Source organism: Streptomyces sp. NPDC042336 (genome assembly GCF_055581985.1).
The window spans coordinates 78,133-99,545 of record NZ_JBVJEA010000022.1 but is presented as its reverse complement, the minus strand read 5'-3'; the positions used below and the strand labels follow the sequence as shown (position 1 = coordinate 99,545).

General features: G+C 71.7%; 18 protein-coding genes and 1 pseudogene. 12 read left to right on the top strand and 7 right to left on the bottom strand.

The features are described from left to right. Positions 1 to 20: 20 nt before the first annotated feature. Positions 21 to 515, top strand: coding sequence for a cupin domain-containing protein (locus tag ACZ6IM_RS33350; RefSeq protein WP_399936909.1), 495 nt, complete (start codon positions 21 to 23; stop codon positions 513 to 515). Between the two features lie 125 nt (positions 516 to 640). Here the strand turns inward: ACZ6IM_RS33350 and ACZ6IM_RS33345 are convergent, their stop codons facing one another. Then, positions 641 to 1,093, bottom strand: coding sequence for a cupin domain-containing protein (locus tag ACZ6IM_RS33345; protein ID WP_159324463.1), 453 nt, complete (start codon positions 1,091 to 1,093; stop codon positions 641 to 643). Positions 1,094 to 1,380: 287 nt separating this feature from the next. Here ACZ6IM_RS33345 and ACZ6IM_RS33340 point away from each other — a divergent pair, with 287 nt between their 5' ends. The 3 genes from ACZ6IM_RS33340 to ACZ6IM_RS33330 all read left to right on the top strand — a co-directional run bounded on the left by ACZ6IM_RS33340 (position 1,381) and on the right by ACZ6IM_RS33330 (position 6,323). Next, positions 1,381 to 2,121: an SDR family oxidoreductase gene (locus ACZ6IM_RS33340; RefSeq protein WP_402678278.1), complete on the top strand. Its 741-nt coding sequence runs from the start codon at positions 1,381 to 1,383 to the stop codon at positions 2,119 to 2,121. A gap of 115 nt (positions 2,122 to 2,236) precedes the next feature. Continuing rightward, complete coding sequence (aceE, locus tag ACZ6IM_RS33335) at positions 2,237 to 4,924, top strand: pyruvate dehydrogenase (acetyl-transferring), homodimeric type (RefSeq protein ID WP_469561790.1); 2,688 nt, start codon at positions 2,237 to 2,239, stop codon at positions 4,922 to 4,924. A 109-nt stretch (positions 4,925 to 5,033) separates the two neighbouring features. Then, complete coding sequence (locus tag ACZ6IM_RS33330) at positions 5,034 to 6,323, top strand: 2-oxo acid dehydrogenase subunit E2 (RefSeq protein WP_469561787.1); 1,290 nt, start codon at positions 5,034 to 5,036, stop codon at positions 6,321 to 6,323. 90 nt (positions 6,324 to 6,413) lie between these two features. Here ACZ6IM_RS33330 and ACZ6IM_RS33325 read toward each other — a convergent pair whose 3' ends face one another. The 4 genes from ACZ6IM_RS33325 to ACZ6IM_RS33310 all read right to left on the bottom strand — a co-directional run bounded on the left by ACZ6IM_RS33325 (position 6,414) and on the right by ACZ6IM_RS33310 (position 10,882). Next, positions 6,414 to 6,905 (bottom strand): GNAT family N-acetyltransferase, encoded by a 492-nt coding sequence (locus tag ACZ6IM_RS33325; protein WP_469561784.1) that lies wholly within the window; start codon positions 6,903 to 6,905, stop codon positions 6,414 to 6,416. A 107-nt stretch (positions 6,906 to 7,012) separates the two neighbouring features. After that, a complete protein-coding gene (locus ACZ6IM_RS33320) occupies positions 7,013 to 7,855 on the bottom strand; it encodes an alpha/beta fold hydrolase (RefSeq protein ID WP_469561781.1) in 843 nt (280 codons plus the stop codon). Positions 7,856 to 7,992: 137 nt separating this feature from the next. Further along, positions 7,993 to 9,612, bottom strand: a complete 1,620-nt coding sequence (qcrB, locus tag ACZ6IM_RS33315; RefSeq protein WP_402678274.1) for a cytochrome bc1 complex cytochrome b subunit — start codon at positions 9,610 to 9,612, stop codon at positions 7,993 to 7,995. 331 nt (positions 9,613 to 9,943) lie between these two features. Next, the gene (locus tag ACZ6IM_RS33310) at positions 9,944 to 10,882 is read right to left on the bottom strand and encodes a 2-hydroxyacid dehydrogenase (protein ID WP_469561777.1); all 939 of its coding nucleotides are present in this window, start codon (positions 10,880 to 10,882) and stop codon (positions 9,944 to 9,946) included. Between the two features lie 179 nt (positions 10,883 to 11,061). Here ACZ6IM_RS33310 and ACZ6IM_RS33305 point away from each other — a divergent pair, with 179 nt between their 5' ends. The 5 genes from ACZ6IM_RS33305 to ACZ6IM_RS33285 all read left to right on the top strand — a co-directional run bounded on the left by ACZ6IM_RS33305 (position 11,062) and on the right by ACZ6IM_RS33285 (position 16,559). Further along, a complete protein-coding gene (locus ACZ6IM_RS33305; protein ID WP_469561774.1) occupies positions 11,062 to 11,826 on the top strand; it encodes a class I SAM-dependent methyltransferase in 765 nt (254 codons plus the stop codon). A 147-nt stretch (positions 11,827 to 11,973) separates the two neighbouring features. Beyond that, positions 11,974 to 13,236 carry an NAD(P)/FAD-dependent oxidoreductase gene (locus ACZ6IM_RS33300; RefSeq protein ID WP_402678271.1) on the top strand — a complete coding sequence of 421 codons (1,263 nt, stop codon included), beginning with the start codon at positions 11,974 to 11,976 and terminating at the stop codon, positions 13,234 to 13,236. Next, the gene (locus ACZ6IM_RS33295) at positions 13,233 to 13,976 is read left to right on the top strand and encodes a PIG-L deacetylase family protein (RefSeq protein WP_402678270.1); all 744 of its coding nucleotides are present in this window, start codon (positions 13,233 to 13,235) and stop codon (positions 13,974 to 13,976) included. The genes ACZ6IM_RS33300 and ACZ6IM_RS33295 overlap by 4 nt, the downstream gene beginning before the upstream one ends. 91 nt (positions 13,977 to 14,067) lie before the next feature. Further along, positions 14,068 to 15,168: a phenazine antibiotic biosynthesis protein gene (locus tag ACZ6IM_RS33290; protein ID WP_469561770.1), complete on the top strand. Its 1,101-nt coding sequence runs from the start codon at positions 14,068 to 14,070 to the stop codon at positions 15,166 to 15,168. Next, complete coding sequence (locus tag ACZ6IM_RS33285; protein ID WP_469561767.1) at positions 15,168 to 16,559, top strand: aldehyde dehydrogenase family protein; 1,392 nt, start codon at positions 15,168 to 15,170, stop codon at positions 16,557 to 16,559. The genes ACZ6IM_RS33290 and ACZ6IM_RS33285 overlap by 1 nt, the downstream gene beginning before the upstream one ends. A gap of 6 nt (positions 16,560 to 16,565) precedes the next feature. Here the strand turns inward: ACZ6IM_RS33285 and ACZ6IM_RS33280 are convergent, their stop codons facing one another. Beyond that, positions 16,566 to 17,183 carry a DUF5134 domain-containing protein gene (locus ACZ6IM_RS33280; protein WP_402678268.1) on the bottom strand — a complete coding sequence of 206 codons (618 nt, stop codon included), beginning with the start codon at positions 17,181 to 17,183 and terminating at the stop codon, positions 16,566 to 16,568. A gap of 253 nt (positions 17,184 to 17,436) precedes the next feature. On the opposite strand from ACZ6IM_RS33280, the gene ACZ6IM_RS33275 reads away from it, so the two are divergent. Together ACZ6IM_RS33275 and ACZ6IM_RS33270 are read left to right on the top strand one after the other, a co-directional pair. Beyond that, positions 17,437 to 18,333 carry an RNA polymerase sigma-70 factor gene (locus ACZ6IM_RS33275; protein WP_469561764.1) on the top strand — a complete coding sequence of 299 codons (897 nt, stop codon included), beginning with the start codon at positions 17,437 to 17,439 and terminating at the stop codon, positions 18,331 to 18,333. Between the two features lie 123 nt (positions 18,334 to 18,456). Next, entirely contained in the window at positions 18,457 to 18,954 is a 498-nt protein-coding gene (locus ACZ6IM_RS33270) for an Ohr family peroxiredoxin (protein WP_402678266.1), read from the top strand. 105 nt (positions 18,955 to 19,059) lie between these two features. On the opposite strand, the pseudogene fdxA reads toward ACZ6IM_RS33270, so the two are convergent. Beyond that, positions 19,060 to 19,371, bottom strand: a pseudogene (gene fdxA, locus ACZ6IM_RS33265) (ferredoxin); the annotation flags it as partial. 174 nt (positions 19,372 to 19,545) lie between these two features. On the opposite strand from fdxA, the gene ACZ6IM_RS33260 reads away from it, so the two are divergent. Next, positions 19,546 to 21,276, top strand: coding sequence for an L-aspartate oxidase (locus tag ACZ6IM_RS33260; RefSeq protein WP_399936933.1), 1,731 nt, complete (start codon positions 19,546 to 19,548; stop codon positions 21,274 to 21,276). Positions 21,277 to 21,413 lie beyond the last annotated feature (137 nt).

Here is a 21,413-nt window from a genome sequence, read left to right as displayed (position 1 = left end):
CCGTACGAAAGGAACCAGACATGTCGTATCCGTACCCGGAGCAGAAGTACTGGGGTGAGGACGGTGAGGTCAGCGCCGTCTTCCGGCCGGCCACCACACCGCCGAACCTGGGTGAGAGCGGCACCGGAAAGGACGCCACCCACTACCTGGCCACCACGGCCACCACACGGGGCGAGTTCGGGCTGTACCGGGTGGAGATGCGGCCCCGGGCGGGCGGCCCCAAGACCCATTTCCACAAGCGGATCTCGGAGTCCTTCTTCATCCTGGACGGCACCGTGCGCGTCTTCGACGGTGTGCAGTGGGTCGACGCCCGCAAGGGTGACTTCCTGCACGTCCCCCAGGGCGGGCTGCACGCCTTCCGCAACGACTCCGACGCACCGGCCGACATGCTGCTGCTGTTCACCCCGGGCGCCCCGCGCGAGGAGTACTTCGAACAGGTCTCCCAGCTGGGGCACGCTACCGAGGAGGAGCGTGCCGCGTTCTTCGACCGGCACGACTCGTACTTCGTGGAGTAGGAGCGGGGTAGGGGCAGGAGTGGAAGCCACCGATACCGCACGCACGACGGGGCCCCGCATCCGTGACCTCCCGGCCTGGCCGGTGTCACGGGTGCGGGGCCCCGTCGTGCGTGCCCGACCGAGGGTCAGGCGGTGGGCCGGGGTGCGCGCAGGTGGGCGCGCTCCTTCAGCTCCGCCTCGTCGACCAGTTCGAGCATGGGCTTGCCGGGCGCGCACATCATCGTGACGACGAACTCCGTCTTCTGGTCGCTGAGCGCGTTGCCGTCCTGGTAGTGGATGGCGTCGCCGCCCGGCTCCCAGAAGGTGCCGCCGGCCTCGACCACACGCTCGGGCTCACCCTCCAGTTCGAAGCGGACGGCGCCCTTGATGACGTAACCGAACGCCGGGCCGGAGTGGCGGTGCGGCGGGGTGCCGGGGTCGCCGGGCTCCCACTCGACGTGGATGGTCATCGCCGAGGCGCCCTCGGGGACGACGATCGGCGAGGCGTCCTGGATCATCTTCGCCGCGCGGGTCCAGCTCGGGCCGTCCGCGTCGCCGGTTCCGTGTCCGTGGTGGGCGTGCTGTGCATTCTCCGACATCGAGTCGCACCTTCCGTGGTTCCGCCGTGACCGGGCGGCACGTCGTCCGCCGTCACGGGGTCGTCTCCGGTCGTGATGACCGCTCGCCCTCCTGACCGGATACCGGGCGGGTCTGTGACACCGCGCCACGCCGGTCGGGGGCGGTGGTCGGCCGCACGGTGTCACACGAAAGACACGCGTTCTGTCTAGGAGAGACGGGCCCGGTGGCACTCCGGCATCCGCCACCGTCCGCCCAGGACACCCAGGACACCCAGCGGGGTCATCGGCCCCCGACGGAGGAGACGCAGATGAGAGTCGTCGTTGCAGGTGCCACCGGACTGATCGGTTCCCGGACCGTCGCGCGGCTCCGGGACCACGGTGTGGAGGTCGTGCCCGTGTCGCGCGGGGAAGGAGTCGACGTCAGCACCGGCCAGGGCCTGGACGGGGCGCTGCGCGGCGCCGAGGTGGTCGTGGACGTCACCGACGCGCCCTCCCGGCGGCAGGAGGCCAGCACCGCGTTCTTCACCACCGCGACGGGCAACCTCCTCCAGGCGGCCGCCGCCGCGGACGTCGAGCACTACGTGGCGCTGTCAGTGGTGGGCGCCGACCGGATCGGGGCGGGCTACTTCCAGGCCAAGGCGACGCAGGAGGATCTGGCCCGGCACACGACCGTGCCGTACTCCGTGGTGCGTGCCACGCCGTTCCACGAGTCCGTGGAGGCCGCCGCCGCGGCCGGCTCCCGGCCCGACGGCGTGCACGTACCGCCGCTGCTGCTGCGGCCCGTCTCGGCGGACGACGTCGCAGCGGTCCTCGCCCATGTCGCTGTGGGGCTGCCGCAGTTCGGCGTGGTCGAGACAGCGGGGCCCGAGGAGCTCCGGCTGGAGGACGTCACCGCCGAGGTGCTCGGTTTCCTCGGCCGGCCCGGCCCGGTGATCGCCGATGCGGGGGCCCCGTTCTTCGGCGCGGTGCTCGAGGAGCGGGCCCTGCTTCCCGGGCCGGACGCCCGGCTGGGCCATCAAACGTTCACCCAGTGGCTCAAGAGCCGCTGACCCCGCCGGGCGGCGGCCCGTCGCCCGGATCTCCCCCTCAGACCTGTCGCCCCGCGACACCCACCGTGTCAGCGGCCGGTGCCGCCGACACCCACGCCGTGACAAGAAGGCTGCCATGAGTGAACCCTCCCGGCCGACCGAGAACCCTGTGATCAGTGAGCTGGACCAGCTGCCCGACCGCGACAGCGAGGAGACCGCCGAGTGGCGTGCCTCCCTCGACGCCGTGGTGCGCAACGCGGGACCGGAACGGGCGGTCTACCTGCTCCGGCGGGTGCACGAGTTCGCCGCGCGCACGGGCACGTCCCTGCCGGGGCTGCTGTATTCGGACTACATCAACACCGTCCCGGCCGCCGCGCAGCCGGAGTTCGACGGTGACCTGGAGATGGAGACCAGGATCACCGCGCTCAACCGGTGGAACGCGGCGGCGATGGTCACCCGCGGCTCGCGTCTGGGACTGGGCGGTCACATCTCCACCTACGCCTCGGCGGCCTGGCTCTACGAGATCGGCTTCCACCACTTCTTCCGGGGCAAGGACGGCGACGGCTCCGGCGACCAGCTCTTCTTCCAGGGACACGCTTCCCCCGGGATCTACGCCCGGGTCTTCCTGGAGGGGCGGCTGAGCGAGGACCAACTGAACGCCTTCCGACGGGAGGCCGGCGGTCATGGCCTGCCGTCCTATCCGCACCCCCGACGGCTGCCGTGGCTGTGGGAGTTCCCGACGGTCTCCATGGGGCTGGGCCCCCTCAGCGCCGTCTACCAGGCCCGCTTCAACCGCTATCTGCACGCCCGCGGCATCAAGGACACCTCCGCCTCACGGGTGTGGGCGTTCCTGGGCGACGGGGAGATGGACGAGCCGGAGTCGACGGCCGCCCTGACCCTGGCCTCCCGCGAGAACCTGGACAACCTGACGTTCGTCATCAACTGCAATCTCCAGCGCCTGGACGGACCGGTACGGTCCAACTCGAAGATCGTCCAGGAACTGGAGGCACGGTTCCGGGGCGCGGGCTGGAACGTGGTCAAGACCCTCTGGGGCGAGGCCTGGGACCCGTTGCTGGGGCAGGACACCACCGGCGACTTGGTACGGCGCCTGGGCGAGGTGCCCGACGCCGAGATGCAGACGCTCGCCGCGCGGGACGCGGCCTACATACGCAAGCACTTCTTCACGGGCGACGCCCTGTCGGCGCTCTCCGCCTCCCTGAGCGACGCGCGGGTGGTCGAGCTGTTCGAGAATTCGCGGGGCGGCCACGAGCCGTTGAAGGTGTACTCCGCCTACCGGGCCGCCGTCGAACACCGGGGCGCCCCGACAGTGGTCCTCGCCCAGACGGTCAAGGGCCACACGCTGGGCCCGGCGTTCGAGTCGCGCAACGCCAACCACCAGATGAAGAAGCTCACGATGGAGCAGTTCCGGGCGATGCGCGACCTGCTGGGGCTGCCCATCCCCGACAGCGCGCTCGCCGGTGACCAGGTGCCTTTCTGGCACCCGGGAGAGGACTCGCCCGAGGTGCGGTACCTGCGCGAGCGCCGGGCCGCGCTGGGCGGGCCCGCACCTGTGCGTCGAGTGGTCGCCAAGCCGCTGCCCGAACCGCCCGCCAAGCCCTTCGAGGACCTGGAGAAGGGGTCGGGCCACCAGGAGATGGCCACCACGATGGCACTGGTCCGGCTGGTCAAGGACCTGATGCGCGACCCGGGGAGCGGGGCACGATGGGTGCCGATCATCCCCGACGAGGCCCGCACCTTCGGCATGGAGTCGATGTTCCCCACCGCGGGCATCTACTCGCCGCATGGCCAGACCTACGACCCGGTCGACGCGGACCAGCTGCTCCACTACAAGGAGAGCACGACCGGGCAGCTGCTCATCGAGGGCATCACCGAGGCCGGTTCCGTCGCCGAGTTCGCCGCCGCCGCGACGTCGTACGCCACGCACGGCGAACCCATGATCCCCTTCTACATCTTCTACGCCATGTTCGGTTTCCAGCGGACCGGCGACCAGTTCTGGGCACTCGGCGACCAGATGGGCCGCGGCTTCGTGGTCGGCGGCACCGCCGGGCGTACGACGATGATCGGCGAGGGCCTGCAGCACGGGGACGGCCACTCGCACCTGCTCGCCTCCACCAATCCGGCGGCCGTCAGCTACGACCCGGCGTTCGCCTACGAGATCGCGGTCATCGTCCGGGACGGTCTGCGCCGCATGTACGGCGAGCGGCCCGAGGACGTCTTCTACTACCTGACCGTGTACAACGAGCCCAAGCACCAGCCCGCCATGCCACCGGTTCCCGGCATCGAGGAGGGCATCGTCCGGGGCATCTACCGGTTCCGGCCCGCCGAGGCGCCCGAGGCCGGGCCCCGGCTCCAACTGCTCGCCTCCGGTACGGCGATCCACTGGGCCCTGCGCGCGCAGGAACTGCTCGCCTCCGACTGGGGCGTGCGCGCCGACGTGTGGTCGGTGACGTCCTGGACGGAGCTGCGCCGGGACGCGATGCGCGCCGACGACGCCCGGATGCGGGGCGAAGAAGCCATCCCGTTCGTCACCAGCGCCCTGTCCGGGGCGCCGGGGCCGGTGCTGGCCGTCAGCGACTGGATGCGGCAGGTGCCCGACCAGATCGGCCAGTGGGTCGAACAGGACTACTACTCCCTGGGCACCGACGGTTTCGGGCTGTCAGACACCCGTGAGGACGTGCGCCGCTACTTCCGGGTGGACGCCGAGTCGATCGTGGTGACCGCACTGGACCGTCTGGCCCGTGCGGGGCAGGTCCCGCCGGAGACCGTAGCGCGGGCCCGCGCGCGGTACGGCCTCGACCGCTGAACCGCCGTACAAGGCGCCCCCTACCGCCCGCGTCGTCCGACGCGGGCCTTGCACGACAGGTCCGGCAGAGCCGCACGCCCCGCCGGACCGTGAGGAGTCGAACGTCATCATGACCGTATCCGTCACCCTGCCGGCCCTCGGCGAGTCCGTCACCGAGGGCACCGTGACCCGCTGGCTGAAGCAGGTCGGTGACCGTGTCGAGGCCGACGAGCCGTTGCTGGAGGTGTCGACCGACAAGGTGGACACCGAGATCCCCTCCCCCGCCGCCGGCGTCCTGCTGGAGATCCTCGCCGCCGAGGACGAGACGGTCGAGGTCGGTGCCGGCCTCGGCGTCATCGGCGCGCCGGACACGGCACCGACGGCCCCGGCGGCCCCGCCTGCACCCGCACCGGCACCCGCCCCCTCGGCACCGGCACCGGCACCCACCCCGGCACCGGCACCGGCACCCACCCCGGCTCCGGCTCCGGCACCCACTCCGGCACCGGCTCCGGCTCCGGCTCCGGCTCCGGCTCCGGCTCCGGCTCCGGCCGAGCCTTTCGTGCCGCCTGCCGCAACCGCCGTTCCGGCTTCTCCCGCGCCGGCGCCCTCGCCCGCGCCGGCGACTCCGCAGGCCCCGGCATCCGCGCCCGCGCCGGTGCGCGCCGCCCCGGCGGAGGACGCGTCCTCGCTCCGCGGCCGCACGGTTCCGATGACCCGTATCCGCCGGGCCATCGGCAACAACCTAAAGAAGGCGCTGCTTGAGCAGGCGCAGCTCACCTCGACGGTCGAGGCCGACGTCACCCGGCTGATGCGCCTGCGGAACCGGGCGAAGGACGGCTTCCTGGCACGCGAGGGCCTCAAGCTCTCCCCCATGCCCTTCTTCGTCAAGGCAGCCGCCCAGGCGCTTAAGGCGCATCCGGTGGTCAACGCCCGGATCAACGAGGACGAGGGCACCATCACCTACTTCGACACCGAGAACATCGGAATCGCGGTCGACACGGAGGCCGGTCTGATGACCCCGGTCGTCAAGGCGGCCGGTGACCTCACCGTCGCCGGGCTCGCCCGGGCCGTCCACGACCTCGCCGACCGGGCCCGCGGTGGTCACCTGACCCCCGACGACGTGTCGGGCGCGACCTTCACGATCTCCAACACCGGTTCGCGCGGCTCGCTGTTCGACACCGTCATCGTGCCACCGAACCAGGCCGCGATCCTCGGCGTGGGCGCCACGGTCAGGCGGCCGGGGGTGGTGCGCGTCGGTGACGAGGAGGTCATCGGCGTCCGGGACCTGGTGCACCTGTCGCTGTCGTACGACCACCGGCTGGTGGACGGCGCGGACGCGGCCCGCTACCTGACGTCGGTCAAGGCGCTCCTGGAGTCGGCGGCATTCGAAGACGATCTGTATCCCGACGCCGCTGCGTGAGCGGGAAAAGCCGGTGCGGGCGTCGCCCGCACCGGCTTTTCCGTCGGCGGCGCAGGCCGCGGATGCGGTGTCCGAGGGGGCCCGCGCAGGTCACCGTCCGGGGGCGGAGGGGTGGGCCATCAGGTCGTGGGCCGAGACCGAGGCGGTGACGGCGCCGCCCCCTTCCCGGCGCTGTACGGGAACGGCTGCGTGGCGCAGCATGGCGTCGATCCGCTCGTCGCCGGCCAGGAAGAGGCCGTAGATCGTCGTCCAGCCGCCGGCCCGCGCGTGCTCGCCCAGGTGCTGGAGCAGGCGGGTCCCGAGTCCACGGCCCTGCCAGGAGTCCTGGACCAGCAGCGCCGCCTCGACAGCGGTGTGATCCGGCATCAGGTGGCCCACGCCGACGATGCGGCCGGTGGTGCCCAGGGCCGCCAGGTGTACCGATCCCGGGCGGGACAGCAGAGTGGGCACATACGTGCTGGGGTCGGCCATCGCCCGGTGGTAACGGCTCCACAGGGTCTGCGGGGAGCAGCGGCGGTGCATCGCCACGGTGCGGGCGAGTTGGCCGGGGCCTATCGGGATGATCCGCGGTTCGCGGCGCATGAGTCCGTCCTTGGGCGGCCGGGAACCGGTGCGCGGCACGCACACGGTGCGGGGTCGGGAAAAGGGCCGGCGGTGAACCGCCGGCCCTTCGATCACCGGGTGCGCTCTCAGCGCACCGAGCGGGCGGCGTCCTCGATGACGCCGGTGACCTTTCCGGGCTGCGAGACGCTGACCGCGTGGGACGATCGCACCTCCGTGGTGTGGGCACCGGCCCGCCGGGCCATGAACTCCTGGGCCGCGGCCGGGATGTTGCGGTCCTGCGTGGCGACCAGGACCCAGGAGGGAATGGTCTTCCAGGCCGGTTCGGCCGCTGCCTCGCCCAGGGCCGCCTCGGTGACCGGTCGTTGGGTGACGGTCATGAGGTCGGTCTTGTTGCGGGGCACATCGGCGGCGAACTGCTGGCGGAACTTGTCGCTCTGGATGTAGAGGTCGGTGCCCCGGGAACCGTCGGCGTTCGTCACCGGCACCGGGCGCAGCGCCTGGGCGAGGGTGCTGCCGGGGAACCGCCCGGACAGGTCGCCCGCGCTCTCGCCCTTCTCAGGGAGGAAGGCGGCGAGGTACACCAGCGCTTTGACGTTCTTGTTGCCGGTGGCGGCGTTGCTGATGACCGAACCGCCGTACGAGTGACCGGCGAGCACGACGGGGCCGTCGATCCCGGCCAGGACGTCCTTGAGGTAGGCGGAGTCGCCGCTCAGGGAGCGCAGCGGGTTGGCGACGGCAACGACCGGGTAGCCGTCGTGCCGGAGCTTGTCGATGACGCCGTTCCAGCTCGTGGAGTCGGCGAACGCACCGTGGACCAGGACGACGGTGGGCTTGGGGCCCCGGTCGGTGGTGCCCTTGTCGGCGGAGGCCGGGGCGATGGTGGTGGCGAGCAGGCCGGCGGCGATACCGGCGCCGGCCAGGACGGTCATCGTCGTACGGGTCCGGCTTGTGCGGGAGGTGCGGTTCATGTCACATGCCTTTCGGGGCGGGATCATATCGGTGTTCGCGGCACGTTGTGTCGCCTTTTCACCTTTGAGACCGGAGACCCACCAAATGCGTGACATGGTGTGAACATGGTCTCCGCCCGTGTGTGTCGCCTCGCGATTCAGGACCCGTGCCGACCGGTGAGCTCTTCGTGCTCGGTCGCCGTGGGCTTGGGGATCTGCGCGCCGGGGCCGTAGAGGAAGCCACTGAGCCCGGTGCGCAGACGCTGTGTGCGGCGGGCCACGGCACCGTCCCCGTCGCGCGCGGGTACGGCGTCCAGTGGCCGGTTCTGCTCGTGCGAGGTCAGCGTGTGCAGTCGTGCAGGGTCGAGAGGCTCGTGGACCTCGACGTACTCGCCGTGCGGCAGGCGCTTGATGACGCCGGTCTCGCGTCCGTGCAGCACCAGGTCGCGGTCCCTGCGCTGCAGTGCCAGTGCCACGCGCTTGGTGACGACGAAGGCCAGGACCGGGACGACGAAGAGGCCGACGCGCACGGCCCAGGTCACGTCGTTGACGGACACGTGCAGACGGGTGGCGATGATGTCGTTGGCGGCACCGATCAGGGCCACCGAGTAGACGCTGAGCCAGGCCACGCCGAGGGCGGTGCGTACCGGGCGGTTGCGGGGACGGTCCAGCAGGTGATGCTCGCTGTCGTCGTCCGTCACCCAGGCCTCCAGGAACGGATAGGCCCCCATGGCCAGGAAGAGCAGCGTCCCGGCCAGCAGCGGCAGCAGGTTGTCCAGGGCCAGGGTGTGGCCCCAGAAGTCGATCTCCCAGCCGGGCATGACGCGCAGCAGTCCGTCGGCGACGCCCATGTACCAGTCGGGCTGGGACCCGGCGGAGACCTGGTCGGGACGGAAGGGGCCGTAGTCCCAGACGGGGTTGATCTCGGCGACGGCGGCCATGAAGAAGATCACGCCGGTCACGAGGAAGAAGTAGCCGGCGGCCTTCACGGCGTACACCTTGGCCGGAAGACCGACGACGTTGTCGCGGGTACGGCCGGGTCCGGGGTACTGCGCGGGCCGGTGGCGCAGGGCCAGGACCACGTAGCCGACGATGAGGACGACCATGAGTGCGGGGATGACCAGGACGTGCAGGGTGTTGAAGCGGGCGATCAGGTCGTCGCCGGGGAACTCACCGCCGAAGAGGAAGAACGACAGATAGGTCCCGACGATGGGGATCGACAGGATCGTGCCGTTCACCACCTGGAGGCCGGTGCCGGACAGCAGGTCGCCCGGCAGGTCGTAGCCGGTCAGGCCCGCGAACATCGCCAGGACGAGCAGGCCGAATCCCAGCACCCAGTTCAGCTCCCGCGGCTTGCGGAACGCGCCGGTGAAGAAGACCCGCAGCATGTGGGCGAGGACGGCGGCGACGAAGACCAGGGCCGCCCAGTGGTGTGCCTGGCGGACGAGCAGGCCGCCGCGGACGTCGAAGGAGATGTGCAGGGTCGAGTCGAAGGCCTCGGACACCAACTGCCCGCGCAAGGGGGCGTAGTCGCCCTGGTAGACCACGAGGTCGGAGGAGGGGTGGAAGTAGAAGCTCAGATAGACGCCGGTGATCAGCAGGATCACGAAACTGTAGAGCGCGATCTCGGCGAGCATGAACGACCAGTGGTCGGGGAAGACCAGGCGCCGGGCGGAGCGCACGACAGGGCGGCGGCCCAGTCGGCTGTCCGCCCATCGGGCGAGCCTCTCCCCCGTGCGCTTCTGCTCCGGCTCCACCGGCCGGCTGTCGTGGCCCATCTCTTCACCCTTCGTTTCTGCGTCACCCGCAGCTCACCGGCGCCGCGGTGGCGGGCTTGCCGTGGATCCGCGGCACTGGCGCGGCGCGAGGGCTTCCGGCCGTGCGGCCGTGGTGGGGGTGGGGGCGCCCCCGCGGATCGCCCGCCGGGAAGACCGTCGGCCCACATATGGTGCGACGAATCCGATTCGTCCGACGCTGTGCTGTACGGCACGGTTCGTGTACTGCTGTCGTCAGCATGACCGGCGAGACGGTTCGGGTGTGACATGCGCTGCGCCCCGGGCAGAACAGCTGCGGGACGGCCCGGCGCGGCTTCCGCCACGGGACCGGGCGTCAGCGGGACACGACGTTCTCCAGCTCCTCACCTGCGGCGAAACGGCTCAACTGGCGCCGGATGAGCTGTTCGAGGCGGGGCCACAGGGACGACGTGAACGCGCCGACGTGCGGCGTGATCAGCACGCCGGGTGTCTCCCGCAGCTGATGCCCCGGTGGGAGCGGCTCGGGGTCGGTCACGTCGAGCGCGGCCCGCAGCCGGCCCGCATGCGTCTCCTTGAGCAGGGCGTCGGTGTCGACGACGGCCCCGCGTGCCACGTTGACGAGCAGGGCGCCGTCCTTCATGCGGGCCAGCATGCCGGCGTCGAAGAGCTGACGGGTCTGGGGGGTCAGCGGGATGGACAGCACGACGACATCGGCATCGGCCACGAGCCGGGGCAGGTGTGCGGTGGAGCGGACGGGGCCCCGGGGTGCGTCCCGGTCCGCGCCGGCGACACGGGTCACCGCACATCCGAAGGGCACCAGGAGCTCCTCCAGCGCGGAGCCGACGGCGCCGTAGCCGACGATGAGCACGGACCGCCGGTACAGGGACGGGAAGACCTCCGGTCTCCACGCCCCGCCGTCCTGGGCGCGGACCGATTCCGGTATGCCCCGCAGCGAGGAGAGGATCAGGGTCAGGGCCAGTTCGGCCGTGCTCGGAGCGGGGGCCGCGCCCGCGTTGCACAGGGTCACGGGGCGAGGGAGCCGGTCCAGCTCCGCGCGCAGTTCGTCCGTGCCGGAACTCAGGGCCTGCACCGCACGCAGACTCGTCATGTGGGGCAGGGGCTTGCGGATGACATCGATGTCTTTGGTCAGCGGCGGGGCGTAGAAGTCCACCTCGGCCGGGTTCGACGGGAAGGCCGAACGGCCGTCCCAGCGGGCGTACTCCAGTCCCGGTGGCAGGTCGGTGAGATCGGCGAACTGGGCGGGCAGCCATACCTGCGGGGTTCTCACGGTCATGACGGCGTGTTCTGCTTTCCCTCCGGGTTCCGCGAGTCGGAACCAGAGAACTGACTGCGTGTGCCACGCACTTGTGACAGCACGGCCCCGTGACGGGCATCACCTCGGACCCGCTCGGGCCGGGTCCCTCGCGGGGCACCCACTGTCACAGGCCCGGCTCACACGTTGTCTAGCTGGACATGCACCCCGTCATCACCGGAGCATCCGTGTCCCGGCCGGACCCGGACTCCTACGCCGTGACCGCCGAGTTCTACGACATCCTGCAGGCCGACCGGGACGCGGCACCCGTCCGCGACCTCTACGGCCGGCACGTCGCGCGGGCCCGTCTCGGTGTGCTGGACATCGGTGCCGGGACCGGCCGGGTCACTCTGATGAGCCTGGCCGAGTCCGCGGCCGACGTGCACGCCGTGGAGCCCGCGCGAGCCATGCGCACGTCCCTGCTCACCCGCCTCGCCACCCTGCCCGCGCGTCAGCGCGAGCGGGTGACCGTGCACCCGTACGCCCTGGACGAGGCGGCGCTGTACGCGGCGGCCGACGTCGCCGTGTCCCACAACACGGTCGCCTGTCTCCCCCCGGCCGCACGGGACGCTCTGTGGCCGGCGATCCACGCGGCCCTGGCCCCCGGGGGCACGCTCCTGCTGGAGCCGCCGCCCGCCCTGCTGCCCCCTCGCGACATCGTGCGCCGCCTGCCGGAGCAGCGGGTGGGCGCGCACGTGTACGGCGGACGCATGACGATGTCCGCGGCGGGATACCGCATCCGCACACGTGTCGACTACTGGGTACGCAGCGGACGACAGGTGCTGCGGGAGCACACGGAGTCGTTCTGGATGTGGCCCGCCTCGCGCGCGCGGATCATTGACGACCTGGGACGGCACGGCTTCGTCCCGCTGCCGGGGCACGGTGATCCGCGTGTTCTGGCCGTGACGCGGCCCGCCCGCCGGTGAACCGGCGGGCGGAGCGGGCGGCGAACTCCCGGAGCACAGGGCCAGGTGGTCCCGTGCCACGGTGTCACAACGCGTGTAGTCGCCCGGTCTGAAGGGTGACCGGACCACTCGGTCCGTGTGCGCCTCACAGACTGGGACGGGGATCTCATGCCGCGTGCGAAGACGTTCGTGATCGTCGGGGGCGGCCTGGCCGCCGGCAAGGCCGCGGAGGAACTGCGCGAGCACGGCCACGACGGGCCGCTCCTCGTGATCGGGGACGAGCGGGAACGACCGTACATCCGGCCGCCGCTGTCCAAGGGGTACCTGCTGGGCAAGGAGGACCGCGAGTCCATCCACGTCCACCCCGAGAGCTGGTACCGGGACCACGACGTCGATCTGCTCCTGGGCACGAGCGTGACGTCCGTCGACGCGCGTGGCCGGGCGGTGACGCTGGACGACGGCCGTCACGTGCCCTACGCCGGTCTGCTGCTGGCCACCGGTTCCTCGCCGCGCCGCCTGTCGGTGCCGGGCGCGGACCTGGAGGGCGTCCTGTACCTGCGGCGCGTGGGCGACAGCGAGCGCCTCAAGGAGGCGTTCACCGAAGGCGCGCGGATCGTGGTGGTCGGTGGTGGCTGGATCGGGCTGGAGACGGCGGCGGCGGCCCGGGCGGCCGGCGCGGAGGTCACCGTGCTGGAGCGCGGTGAGCTGCCTCTGCTGAAGGTCCTGGGCCGGGAGGCGGCCGAGGTCTTCGCCGCTCTGCACCGGGACCACGGTGTGGACCTGCGTCCCCATGCCCAGATCGAGGCCGTCACCGGGACCGGGGGCCTCGTCGACGGGGTCCGGCTCGCCGACGGAACCCACCTGCCCGCGGACGCCGTGGTCGTGGGGGTGGGCATCACGCCCAACGTCCGCCTGGCCGAGGAGGCCGGCCTCGACGTGCGCAACGGCATCGTGACGGACGCCCGCCTGCGGACCTCCGCCGCCGGTGTCCACGCCGCCGGTGACGTCGCCAACGCCTACCACCCCCGGCTCGGCCGGCACCTGCGCGTGGAGCACTGGGCCAACGCGCTGCACCAGCCCCGTACCGCCGCGCTGAGCATGCTCGGCCACGACGCGGTGTACAACCGGCTGCCGTACTTCTACACCGACCAGTACGACCTCGGCATGGAGTACACCGGGTACACCGAACCGGGCGGCTACGACCGCGTCGTCTTTCGCGGGTCGCGCGAGGAGCGGAAGTTCCTCGCGTTCTGGATGTCCGGCGACCGGGTGCTGGCGGGGATGAGCGTCAACCTGTGGGACGTGATCGGGACGATCCGCGCCCTGATCGAGTCGGACGCGGAGCTGGACGAAGCCGCCCTCGCCGATCCCTCGGTCCCGTTGGAGAGCCTGCTTCCCCCGCACGCGCGACCGGCAGGAGACCAGGCGTGACCGACAGCGCTCCCGCACCGCTGCGCCCGATGCCGGACGACTGGCGGCGGGCCCTGGCCGTGGTGGCCCACCCCGACGACCTCGAGTACGGGTGCTCGGCGGCCGTCGCCTCCTGGGCGGCCGACGGCAGGCAGGTCACGTACGTGCTCGCCACCCGCGGTGAGGCCGGCATCGACACCTTGGATCCCGGGCGGGCCGGCCCCCTGCGTGAGGCGGAACAGCGGGCCGCCGCCGCGGCGGTCGGTGTCCGCGCGGTGGAGTTCCTCGACCACCGGGACGGTGTGATCGAGTACGGCGTCTCCCTGCGCCGCGGCATCGCCGCCGCCGTACGGCGTCACCGGCCGGAACTGGTGATCACCCTGAACCACCGGGACACGTGGGCCACCGGGGCCTGGAACACCCCGGACCACGTGGCGGTGGGCCGCGCCGTACTGGACGCGGCGGCGGACGCGGGCAACCGCTGGATCTTCCCGGAACTGGCCGAACAGGGGCTGCTGCCCTGGAACGGTGTCCGCTGGGTGGCCGTCGCCAACTCACCGGTGCCGTCCCACGCCGTGTCCGCCGAGCCGGGCTTCGAACAGGGCGTCCAGTCCCTGCTGCGGCACCGGACCTACCTCGAAGCCCTGACCGAGGAGGACCCCGAGACGTACGCACGCCGCTTCCTGGGCGAGAGCACCGGTGTCCACCGCGCACGGTTCGCCGGCACCCCCGCCGTCGCCTTCGAACTGTTCAGCCGATGACCGGGCGCCCTCGGCCCTCTTACGCCTCTCGCCGCCGTCGCGACTCCCGCCATCCGCACGGGCCGGTGCCCGTGTCGAGGAAGGACCCATCATGATGTACGACTCCCCCGCCGTCCTGGACGCCGGACCGTCCGACGGCGTGGATCCCGACGAGTTCGTGCGCGCCGCGGTGCGCTGGCACTTCGACCCGGAGACCGGGTCTCGCTACTGGCTTGACCGGGCCGAACGGCTCGCCTTCGATCCGCGGCGGGACGTCAAGGGTGTGGACGACCTGGCGCTGTTCCCCGACCTGAGCGACGAACTGCGCCAGGTTCCGGTGGCGGACCTGATCCCCCGGGGTTACGGCGGCGACGCCCGGCTGCTCAACGTCTTCGACAGCGGCGGGACGACCGGGGCGCCCAAGCGGGTCGTCCAGCTCGACGACTGGATGCGGCACAGCACCGCACAGGTCGACCGGCGCCTGCGGGAGCACGGGCTGCCCGTCGGCGCCCAGTGGCTGACCGTGGCGCCGACCGGTCCGCATCTGGTGGGGGACGTGCTGCAACGGGCGGCGGCCTCGCTCGGCGGCCCGGGACTGAGCATCGACATGGACCCCCGGTGGGTGCGGAAGCTGATCGCCACGGGCCGCGGCGACGAGGTCGAGTCCTACACCGACCATCTCGTCGAACAGTGCCGGCGGATCCTGCTGACCCAGGACATCGGTGTCCTGGCCGCCACCACGCCCCTGCTGGAACGCTTCGCCCGCGAGGACGACCTCCTGGAACGGATCAACGGTTCGGTCCGGGCCATCGTCTGGGGCGGCACCCACATGGACCCCGACACCCGTCACCTGCTGGCCACGGAGGTCTTCCCCGAGGTGCCGCTGATCGGCATGTACGGCAACACCATGATGCTCACCGCACTGCTCGAACGCGCCGGTCTCGACGCCTCGCAGCCCTGCGTCTTCGACCCGGTGTCGCCCTACGTGTTCCTGTCGGTCGTCGACCCCGCCACCGGGGAACGCGTCGCGGTGGGCGAGCGCGGCCAGGTGATCGTCAGCCACGTCGGCAAGTCCATGCTCATCCCCCACAACGCCGAGCGCGACACGGCCGTGCGCGTCCGGCCCGCGGGCGGTCACGCGGGCGACGCCGTGGCGGACGTGGCGCCGGTGCCCACGGTGCGGGGCGAGACCGTGATCGAGGGCGTGTACTGATGGCCACCGCCGATGTCGCCGAGCCGGTGTACCTGGACGCCCTGGGCCCCCGCGGTCCCTACCGCACCCGTGTCCCGGACACCGTGACGGACGTGTCCGGTGTCGAGGTGGCGCGGCTGAGCCTGGTGCCGCCGGTGTACGTCGACCGGGCGCTGGCCGCGCTGCGCAAGGCCGGGCCGGTCCCGGTGGCCGGCCTGGACGCGCTGCTGGAGGCGGCCGCCGAGGAGTTCGCCACCGGCACCCTCGGCGGGCTGGGCGTGCGCGAGTACGAATACCTGGTCAGCCGGACCTCCGGCACCCCGCTGACCGTGGTGCGCGACGCGACACGCGGCACGGCGAGGTTCGTCGGCCGCGCCCGTGCCTCCGCCGAGCAGGGCAGGCCGCGCGGAACGGTCCAGGAGCGCCTGGACTCCTCCGTCGGGCCCGGGTACGCCGTGTGGGCCCGCCGGGGCGAGGTGTTCGCCGTCAACGCCTCCGGCAATCATCCGGGGGTCCACCGGCTGTGGCTGGAGGCGCTGGCCCTCGGCTACCGCGTGGCCGTACGGCCGTCGCGGCGCGAGCCGTTCACCCCGCACCGCCTGGTCGGCGCGCTGCACCGGGCGGGCATCGGCCAGGACCGGCTGGCGCTGCTGCCCACGGACCACCGGACCGCGCGGACGCTGATCCGCGGCGCCGACCGTGCGGTGGTGTACGGCGGTGACGAGATCGTCGACCGCTACGCCCACGACGCCCGCGTGCTGCCCCAGGGGCCGGGCCGGACGAAGATCCTCGTCACGGCGGACACGGACTGGCGCGAGCACCTGGACACGATCGTCGCCTCCGTCGCCGACGAGGCCGGCACGGCGTGCGTCAACTCCACCGCCGTCCTCGTCGAGGGCGACCCGGCACCGCTGGCGGAGGCCCTCGCGGCACGCCTGTCCCAACTGCCCGGCCTGCCGCCTCAGGACACCCGGGCGGTTCTCCCGGTGTGCCCGCTGGACCGGGCCCTGGCCCTCGACTCCTACCTGAGGTCGGTGGCGGCGGGGACCCGCGCCTGGCTCGGCGGTGACGGCATCGTCGACGACCTCGGGGACGGAAGTGCGGCCCTGCGGCCGGCCGTCCATCAGGTCGCCGACGCCGGTGCCCCGCAGGTGGGGACCGAACTCCCCTTCCCCTGTGTGTGGGTGGCGCCCTGGAGCCGCTCGGACGGCATCGCCCCGCTGCGCGGGACACTCGTGCTCTCGGTCCTCTCCCGCGATCGTGCGCTGCTAGACACGCTGGTGGCGGAACCCTCCATCGCCAACGTGTACGCCGGTGACCACCCGACGTACTGGATGGCTCCGGGAGTGCCCCACGACGGCTACCTGTCGGACTTCCTGATGCGCGGCAAGGCCGTGATCGGGATCGAGTGACGGCGGTCAGTGGGGCAGCAGCAGCATCACGGCCGTCCCCAGCGCCATCGCGCCGTCGCGCACGTGCCCGTACGGGTTCATGGCGGCGGCGCGGTGCGCGGGGTCCGTGGCGGTCCGCAGCGCGGGCATGGGACGCGTCAACGACCGCAGGGCGCAGCCGAGGAGATACACCGTCAGTACGACGGTGACCAGGGCCGCCGTCGTCGAGGCGTCGGCGGCATGGCCGTGGGCCGTGGTGTGGTGCGCGGCCGGGACGCCCGCGGCAGCCACGGTTTCGGAGGCGGCGGCGGACGGGGCCCGCGACATCCAGGCCATCGCCGCCATGCCGACGGCGGGCGCCAGCCGGTCGGCGAACACCGTCGCGGCCCGGGCGGTCAGCGGGAACCACAGCGCGGCGGCGGTGAAGAACACCGTCGCGGCCCGGCCGGACAGGGGCGGGCCGGCACTCCAGGGCATCGCCGCCATGGCCGCCGCCATGGCGCAGTGCAGGACGACGTCCACGCGGTCACGGCGGCCCGCACCCGGTGACCGGACAGCGTGCCACAGCACGTGCAGGGCCACTACGGCGAACAACAGCGTCAGCATGCCGTGCACGGCATCGAGGGCCGGCGTCCTGTCCGACACGGTGTGCCCCTTCTGGTCCCTGGCGGTTCGCTGTCCTGACCGGGTGCGCGATCGATCCGTGACAGGGCACGTGCGCGGGGCCGGGCGCGACGGCCGGACACAGGGCTCCGCCGACGACAGTGCGTGTCCGAGGGTGACCCGTTGCCACGGTGTGCCACCTGTGGGGCCCATGCGCACGCGTGCGCCCCTCCGCCGACGCGCCCGTCCGCGCCCGCTTGTAGCATGGGGTGCACGAAGCCAGAAGGGATGTTCCATGCACGCTGGCGCCCCACCCGGCACCCTTGACCAGGCGACGGAGGACTTCCTCTCGGCGCGCCCGCAGCTCTTCGGTATCGCGTACCGGGTCCTGGGCAGTGCGGCGGAGGCCGAGGACGTCGTGCAGGAGACCTGGCTGCGGTGGCAGAGCACCGACCGTTCACAGGTGCACGAACCGGCCGCCTTCCTGACCACGGTCGCCACGAGGCTGGCGATCAACGTGGCCCAGTCCGCGCGGATTCGCCGGGAGTCCTACGTCGGGCCCTGGCTCCCCGAGCCCGTCGACACCACGCAGGATCCGCACCTGGGCGCGGAGCGTTCCGAGGCCGTGGAGATGGCGGTCCTGCTGCTCCTGGAGAAGCTGAACCCCGTGGAGCGCACCGCCTACGTGCTCCGGGAGGCGTTCGACTACCCCTACGGACGGATCGCCGAGATCCTGGAGACCAGCGAGGCCAACACCCGCCAACTCGTGAGCCGGGGCCGCAAGCACCTGGCCGCCGAACGCAAGGAGGCCGTTACCCCGACAGCCCATCGACGGCTGCTGGAGGTCTTCCTCTCCGCGGCGCGGACGGGAGACCTGTCGGGCCTGGAGGACGTGCTCACCGCCGACGTCGTCAGCTACACGGACGGCAACGGTATCCGCGGCGCGTCGAGGATCCCGGTCGTCGGGCTGCCCCACGTCTCGCGCTACCTCGTGGCCTTCGCTCCGCGCTTCTGGCCGCAGTCGCAGGTCCAGTGGGTCGAGGCGAACGGCCGGCCGGCCGTCCTGGTCCTCTCCGGCGAGAAGGCCGTCGCCCTGCTGACCGCCGACATCTCGGCGGACGGCATCGACCGGCTGATGTGGGTGATGAACCCGGCCAAACTGGCGCCCTACGTGGCCTCCCTGCGGGACTGACCTGCGGTCGGGGGTCCTCGGCCACCGACGGGGCAGGCGTCACAACAACGGTCGCTCGTCGGTCATCCAGTCGTCCCGGACGTCTGCCGGGACCGCGTACCACGACGACACCGGAGCCATGCCGTGACCGAGCGGATCAAGTTGCCCACCCTGTCGACCGAGAAGGATTTCGACGGGGAGGAGTTCTCGCCCATCTACACCACCACGGTGACCGTCCACGGTGGTGCGGCCTCGCACGGGCGGGCCTCCGGCCACGCACACTCGGCCGACGGGGCCTTGGACCTCGATCTGCGGATGCCGGCCGAGCTGGGCGGTGACGGCCGGGGAACCAACCCCGAGCAGCTCTTCGCGGCCGGTTTCGCCGCCTGCTTCCACGGCGCGCTCAGCCTGCTGGCCCGGCAGGAGGCGCTGGATCCCGCGGCGATCTCCGTCGTGGCGACCGTCGCCTTCGGCCGGGACCCGGAGGACGGCGGCTATCTGCTGCGCGTCGATCTGGTGGTGCGGTGGCCCGGCGTCGACCCCACGACGGCCGACGAGCTGATCGAGAAGGCCGACGCGTTGTGCCCCTACGCGCGCATGGCGTGGAGAGGAACGCCCACCACCATCACACTCGCCTCCTGACCGGGCATGCTCGGTGGCGGCGGCCGGTCAGGAGGGGAACCACAGATCCGCGTCGGCCGCTTCCTCCTTGCGGACGGTGAAGAAGGAGATCTCCTTCTTGTGTGGCCCGCTCTGCGGGGGCAGTGCCTCGACCACCGGGTGATCGCCGACCGCGTCACGCCGTACGCGCGGTGGGAAAGCCGCCTCGTCGAAGTACTCCGCGTTGACGGCGAGGTAGTGCGCCCAGTGCCGCGGCAGATCGTCCTCGAAGAAGATCGCCTCCACGGGGCAGACGGGTTCGCACGCATGGCAGTCGACGCACTCCGCCGGGTTGATGTAGAGCGTGCGCGCGCCCTCGTAGATGCAGTCCACGGGGCATTCGGTGACACACGCCCGGTCCTTGATGTCGACGCAGGGCTGTGCGATGACGTACGTCATCCGTCTTCTCCTCCTCGGCCGTCGGACATCCCCCGGCGCCTCGTCGCAGGGTCGTCAGGTTCGTCCAGATGACCGGGGACCCCGGCACGTTGTGACACACGCGCGCCGCCGATGTCACAAACCACCGCCCGATGTGGTCCTAGTCAGTGACCACCCAGAGCGACGGGAGCAAGCGTGCCTCTCACCGAACAACGTCTTTCCACCACGGTGCTGGTGATCGGTACCGGCGGTTCCGGCCTGCGGGCGGCGATCGAGCTGGCCGAGGCCGGCGTCGACGTCATCGCCGTCGGCAAGCGTCCCAAGGAGGACACCCACACGTCCCTGGCGGCCGGCGGCATCAACGCGGCCCTGGCCACGATGGACCCCGAGGACTCCTGGCAGCAGCACGCCGCGGACACCCTCAAGGAGAGCTACCTGCTCGGCGACCCCCGTACGGCGGAGATCGTCACCCAGGGCGCGGCCCTGGGCATCGACGACCTGGAGCGGTACGGCATGGCCTTCGCCCGCGAAGGGGACGGCCGCATCTCGCAGCGCTTCTTCGGCGCCCACAAGTTCCGCCGTACCGCCTTCGCCGGCGACTACACCGGCCTGGAGATCCAGCGCACCCTGATCCGGCGCGCGGTTCAGTTGGACATCCCGGTACTCGACAGCGTCTACATCACGCGTCTCCTGGTGCACGACGGTGCCGTCTTCGGGGCCTACGGCTTCGACCTGACCAACGGCACCCGCCACCTCGTCCACGCGGACGCCGTGATCCTCGCGGCCGGCGGGCACACGCGCATCTGGCGCCGCACCTCGTCACGCCGGGACGAGAACACCGGCGACTCCTTCCGCCTGGCCGTCGAAGCCGGGGCCCGCTTGCGCGACCCCGAGCTGGTGCAGTTCCACCCGTCCGGCATCATCGAACCGGAGAACGCCGCGGGCACCCTGGTCAGCGAGGCCGCCCGCGGTGAGGGCGGCATCCTGCGCAACGCCCTCGGCGAGCGGTACATGAACCGCTACGACCCCGAGCGCATGGAACTGTCCACGCGCGACCGCGTGGCACTCGCCTCGTACACCGAGATCAAGGAAGGCCGGGGCACCGCGAACGGCGGGGTCTGGCTCGACGTCTCCCACCTGCCCCGCCAGACGATCATGAACCGGCTGCCCCGGGTCTACCAGACGCTCCTCGATCTGCAGATGCTCGACATCACCCGTGAACCCATCGAGGTGGCCCCGACGGCCCACTACTCGATGGGCGGCGTCTGGGTCCGTCCCGAGGACCACAGCACCGACGTCCGCGGTCTGTACGCCATCGGCGAGGCGGCCAGCGGTCTGCACGGCGCCAACCGCCTCGGCGGCAACAGCCTGATCGAACTCCTCGTCTACGGCCGTATCACCGGCCAGGCCGCGGCGGCCTACTCGGAGTCCCTCACGGCGCAGCCCCGGTCCGCGACCGCGGTGGCCGAGGCGCGTGCCGAGGTCGACGAGCTGCTGGCCGCGGACGGGCCCGAGAACGTCCGGGCGCTCCAGCGCGCGATCCGCAACACCATGACCGAGCACGCCGGTGTCGTCCGGGACGAACAGGGTCTGCGCACCGGCCTGGCGGAGCTGGACGCCGTCGAGAAGCGCATGCAGAACGTCGGCGTCCATCCCGACATCGCCGGTTTCCAGGACCTGGCCCACGCCTTCGACCTCAAGTCGGCCGCCCTGGCGGCCCGCGCCACCCTCGAAGCGGCACTGGAACGCCGGGAGACCCGTGGTTGTCACAACCGCAGCGACTTCCCGGACATGGACCCCGCCTTCCGCGTCAACCTGGTCTGGTCTCCGACGACCGGAATCACCCACGAGCACATTCCCGACGTCCCGGACGAGATCGCGTCCCTCATGGCGGACGTGTCCACCGACGGAAAGCTCGTCGAGTAACAGGCGTCCGATCACCGGAAAAGCAAGAACACCTGAACTCCAGAAGCGCCAGAAACGCCAGAACACCGATATGGCAGTCCGCCTTGTCACAGAGCGAGTGAGCATTCGGTCTTGTCTGGTACAGGCGACAACGCGCA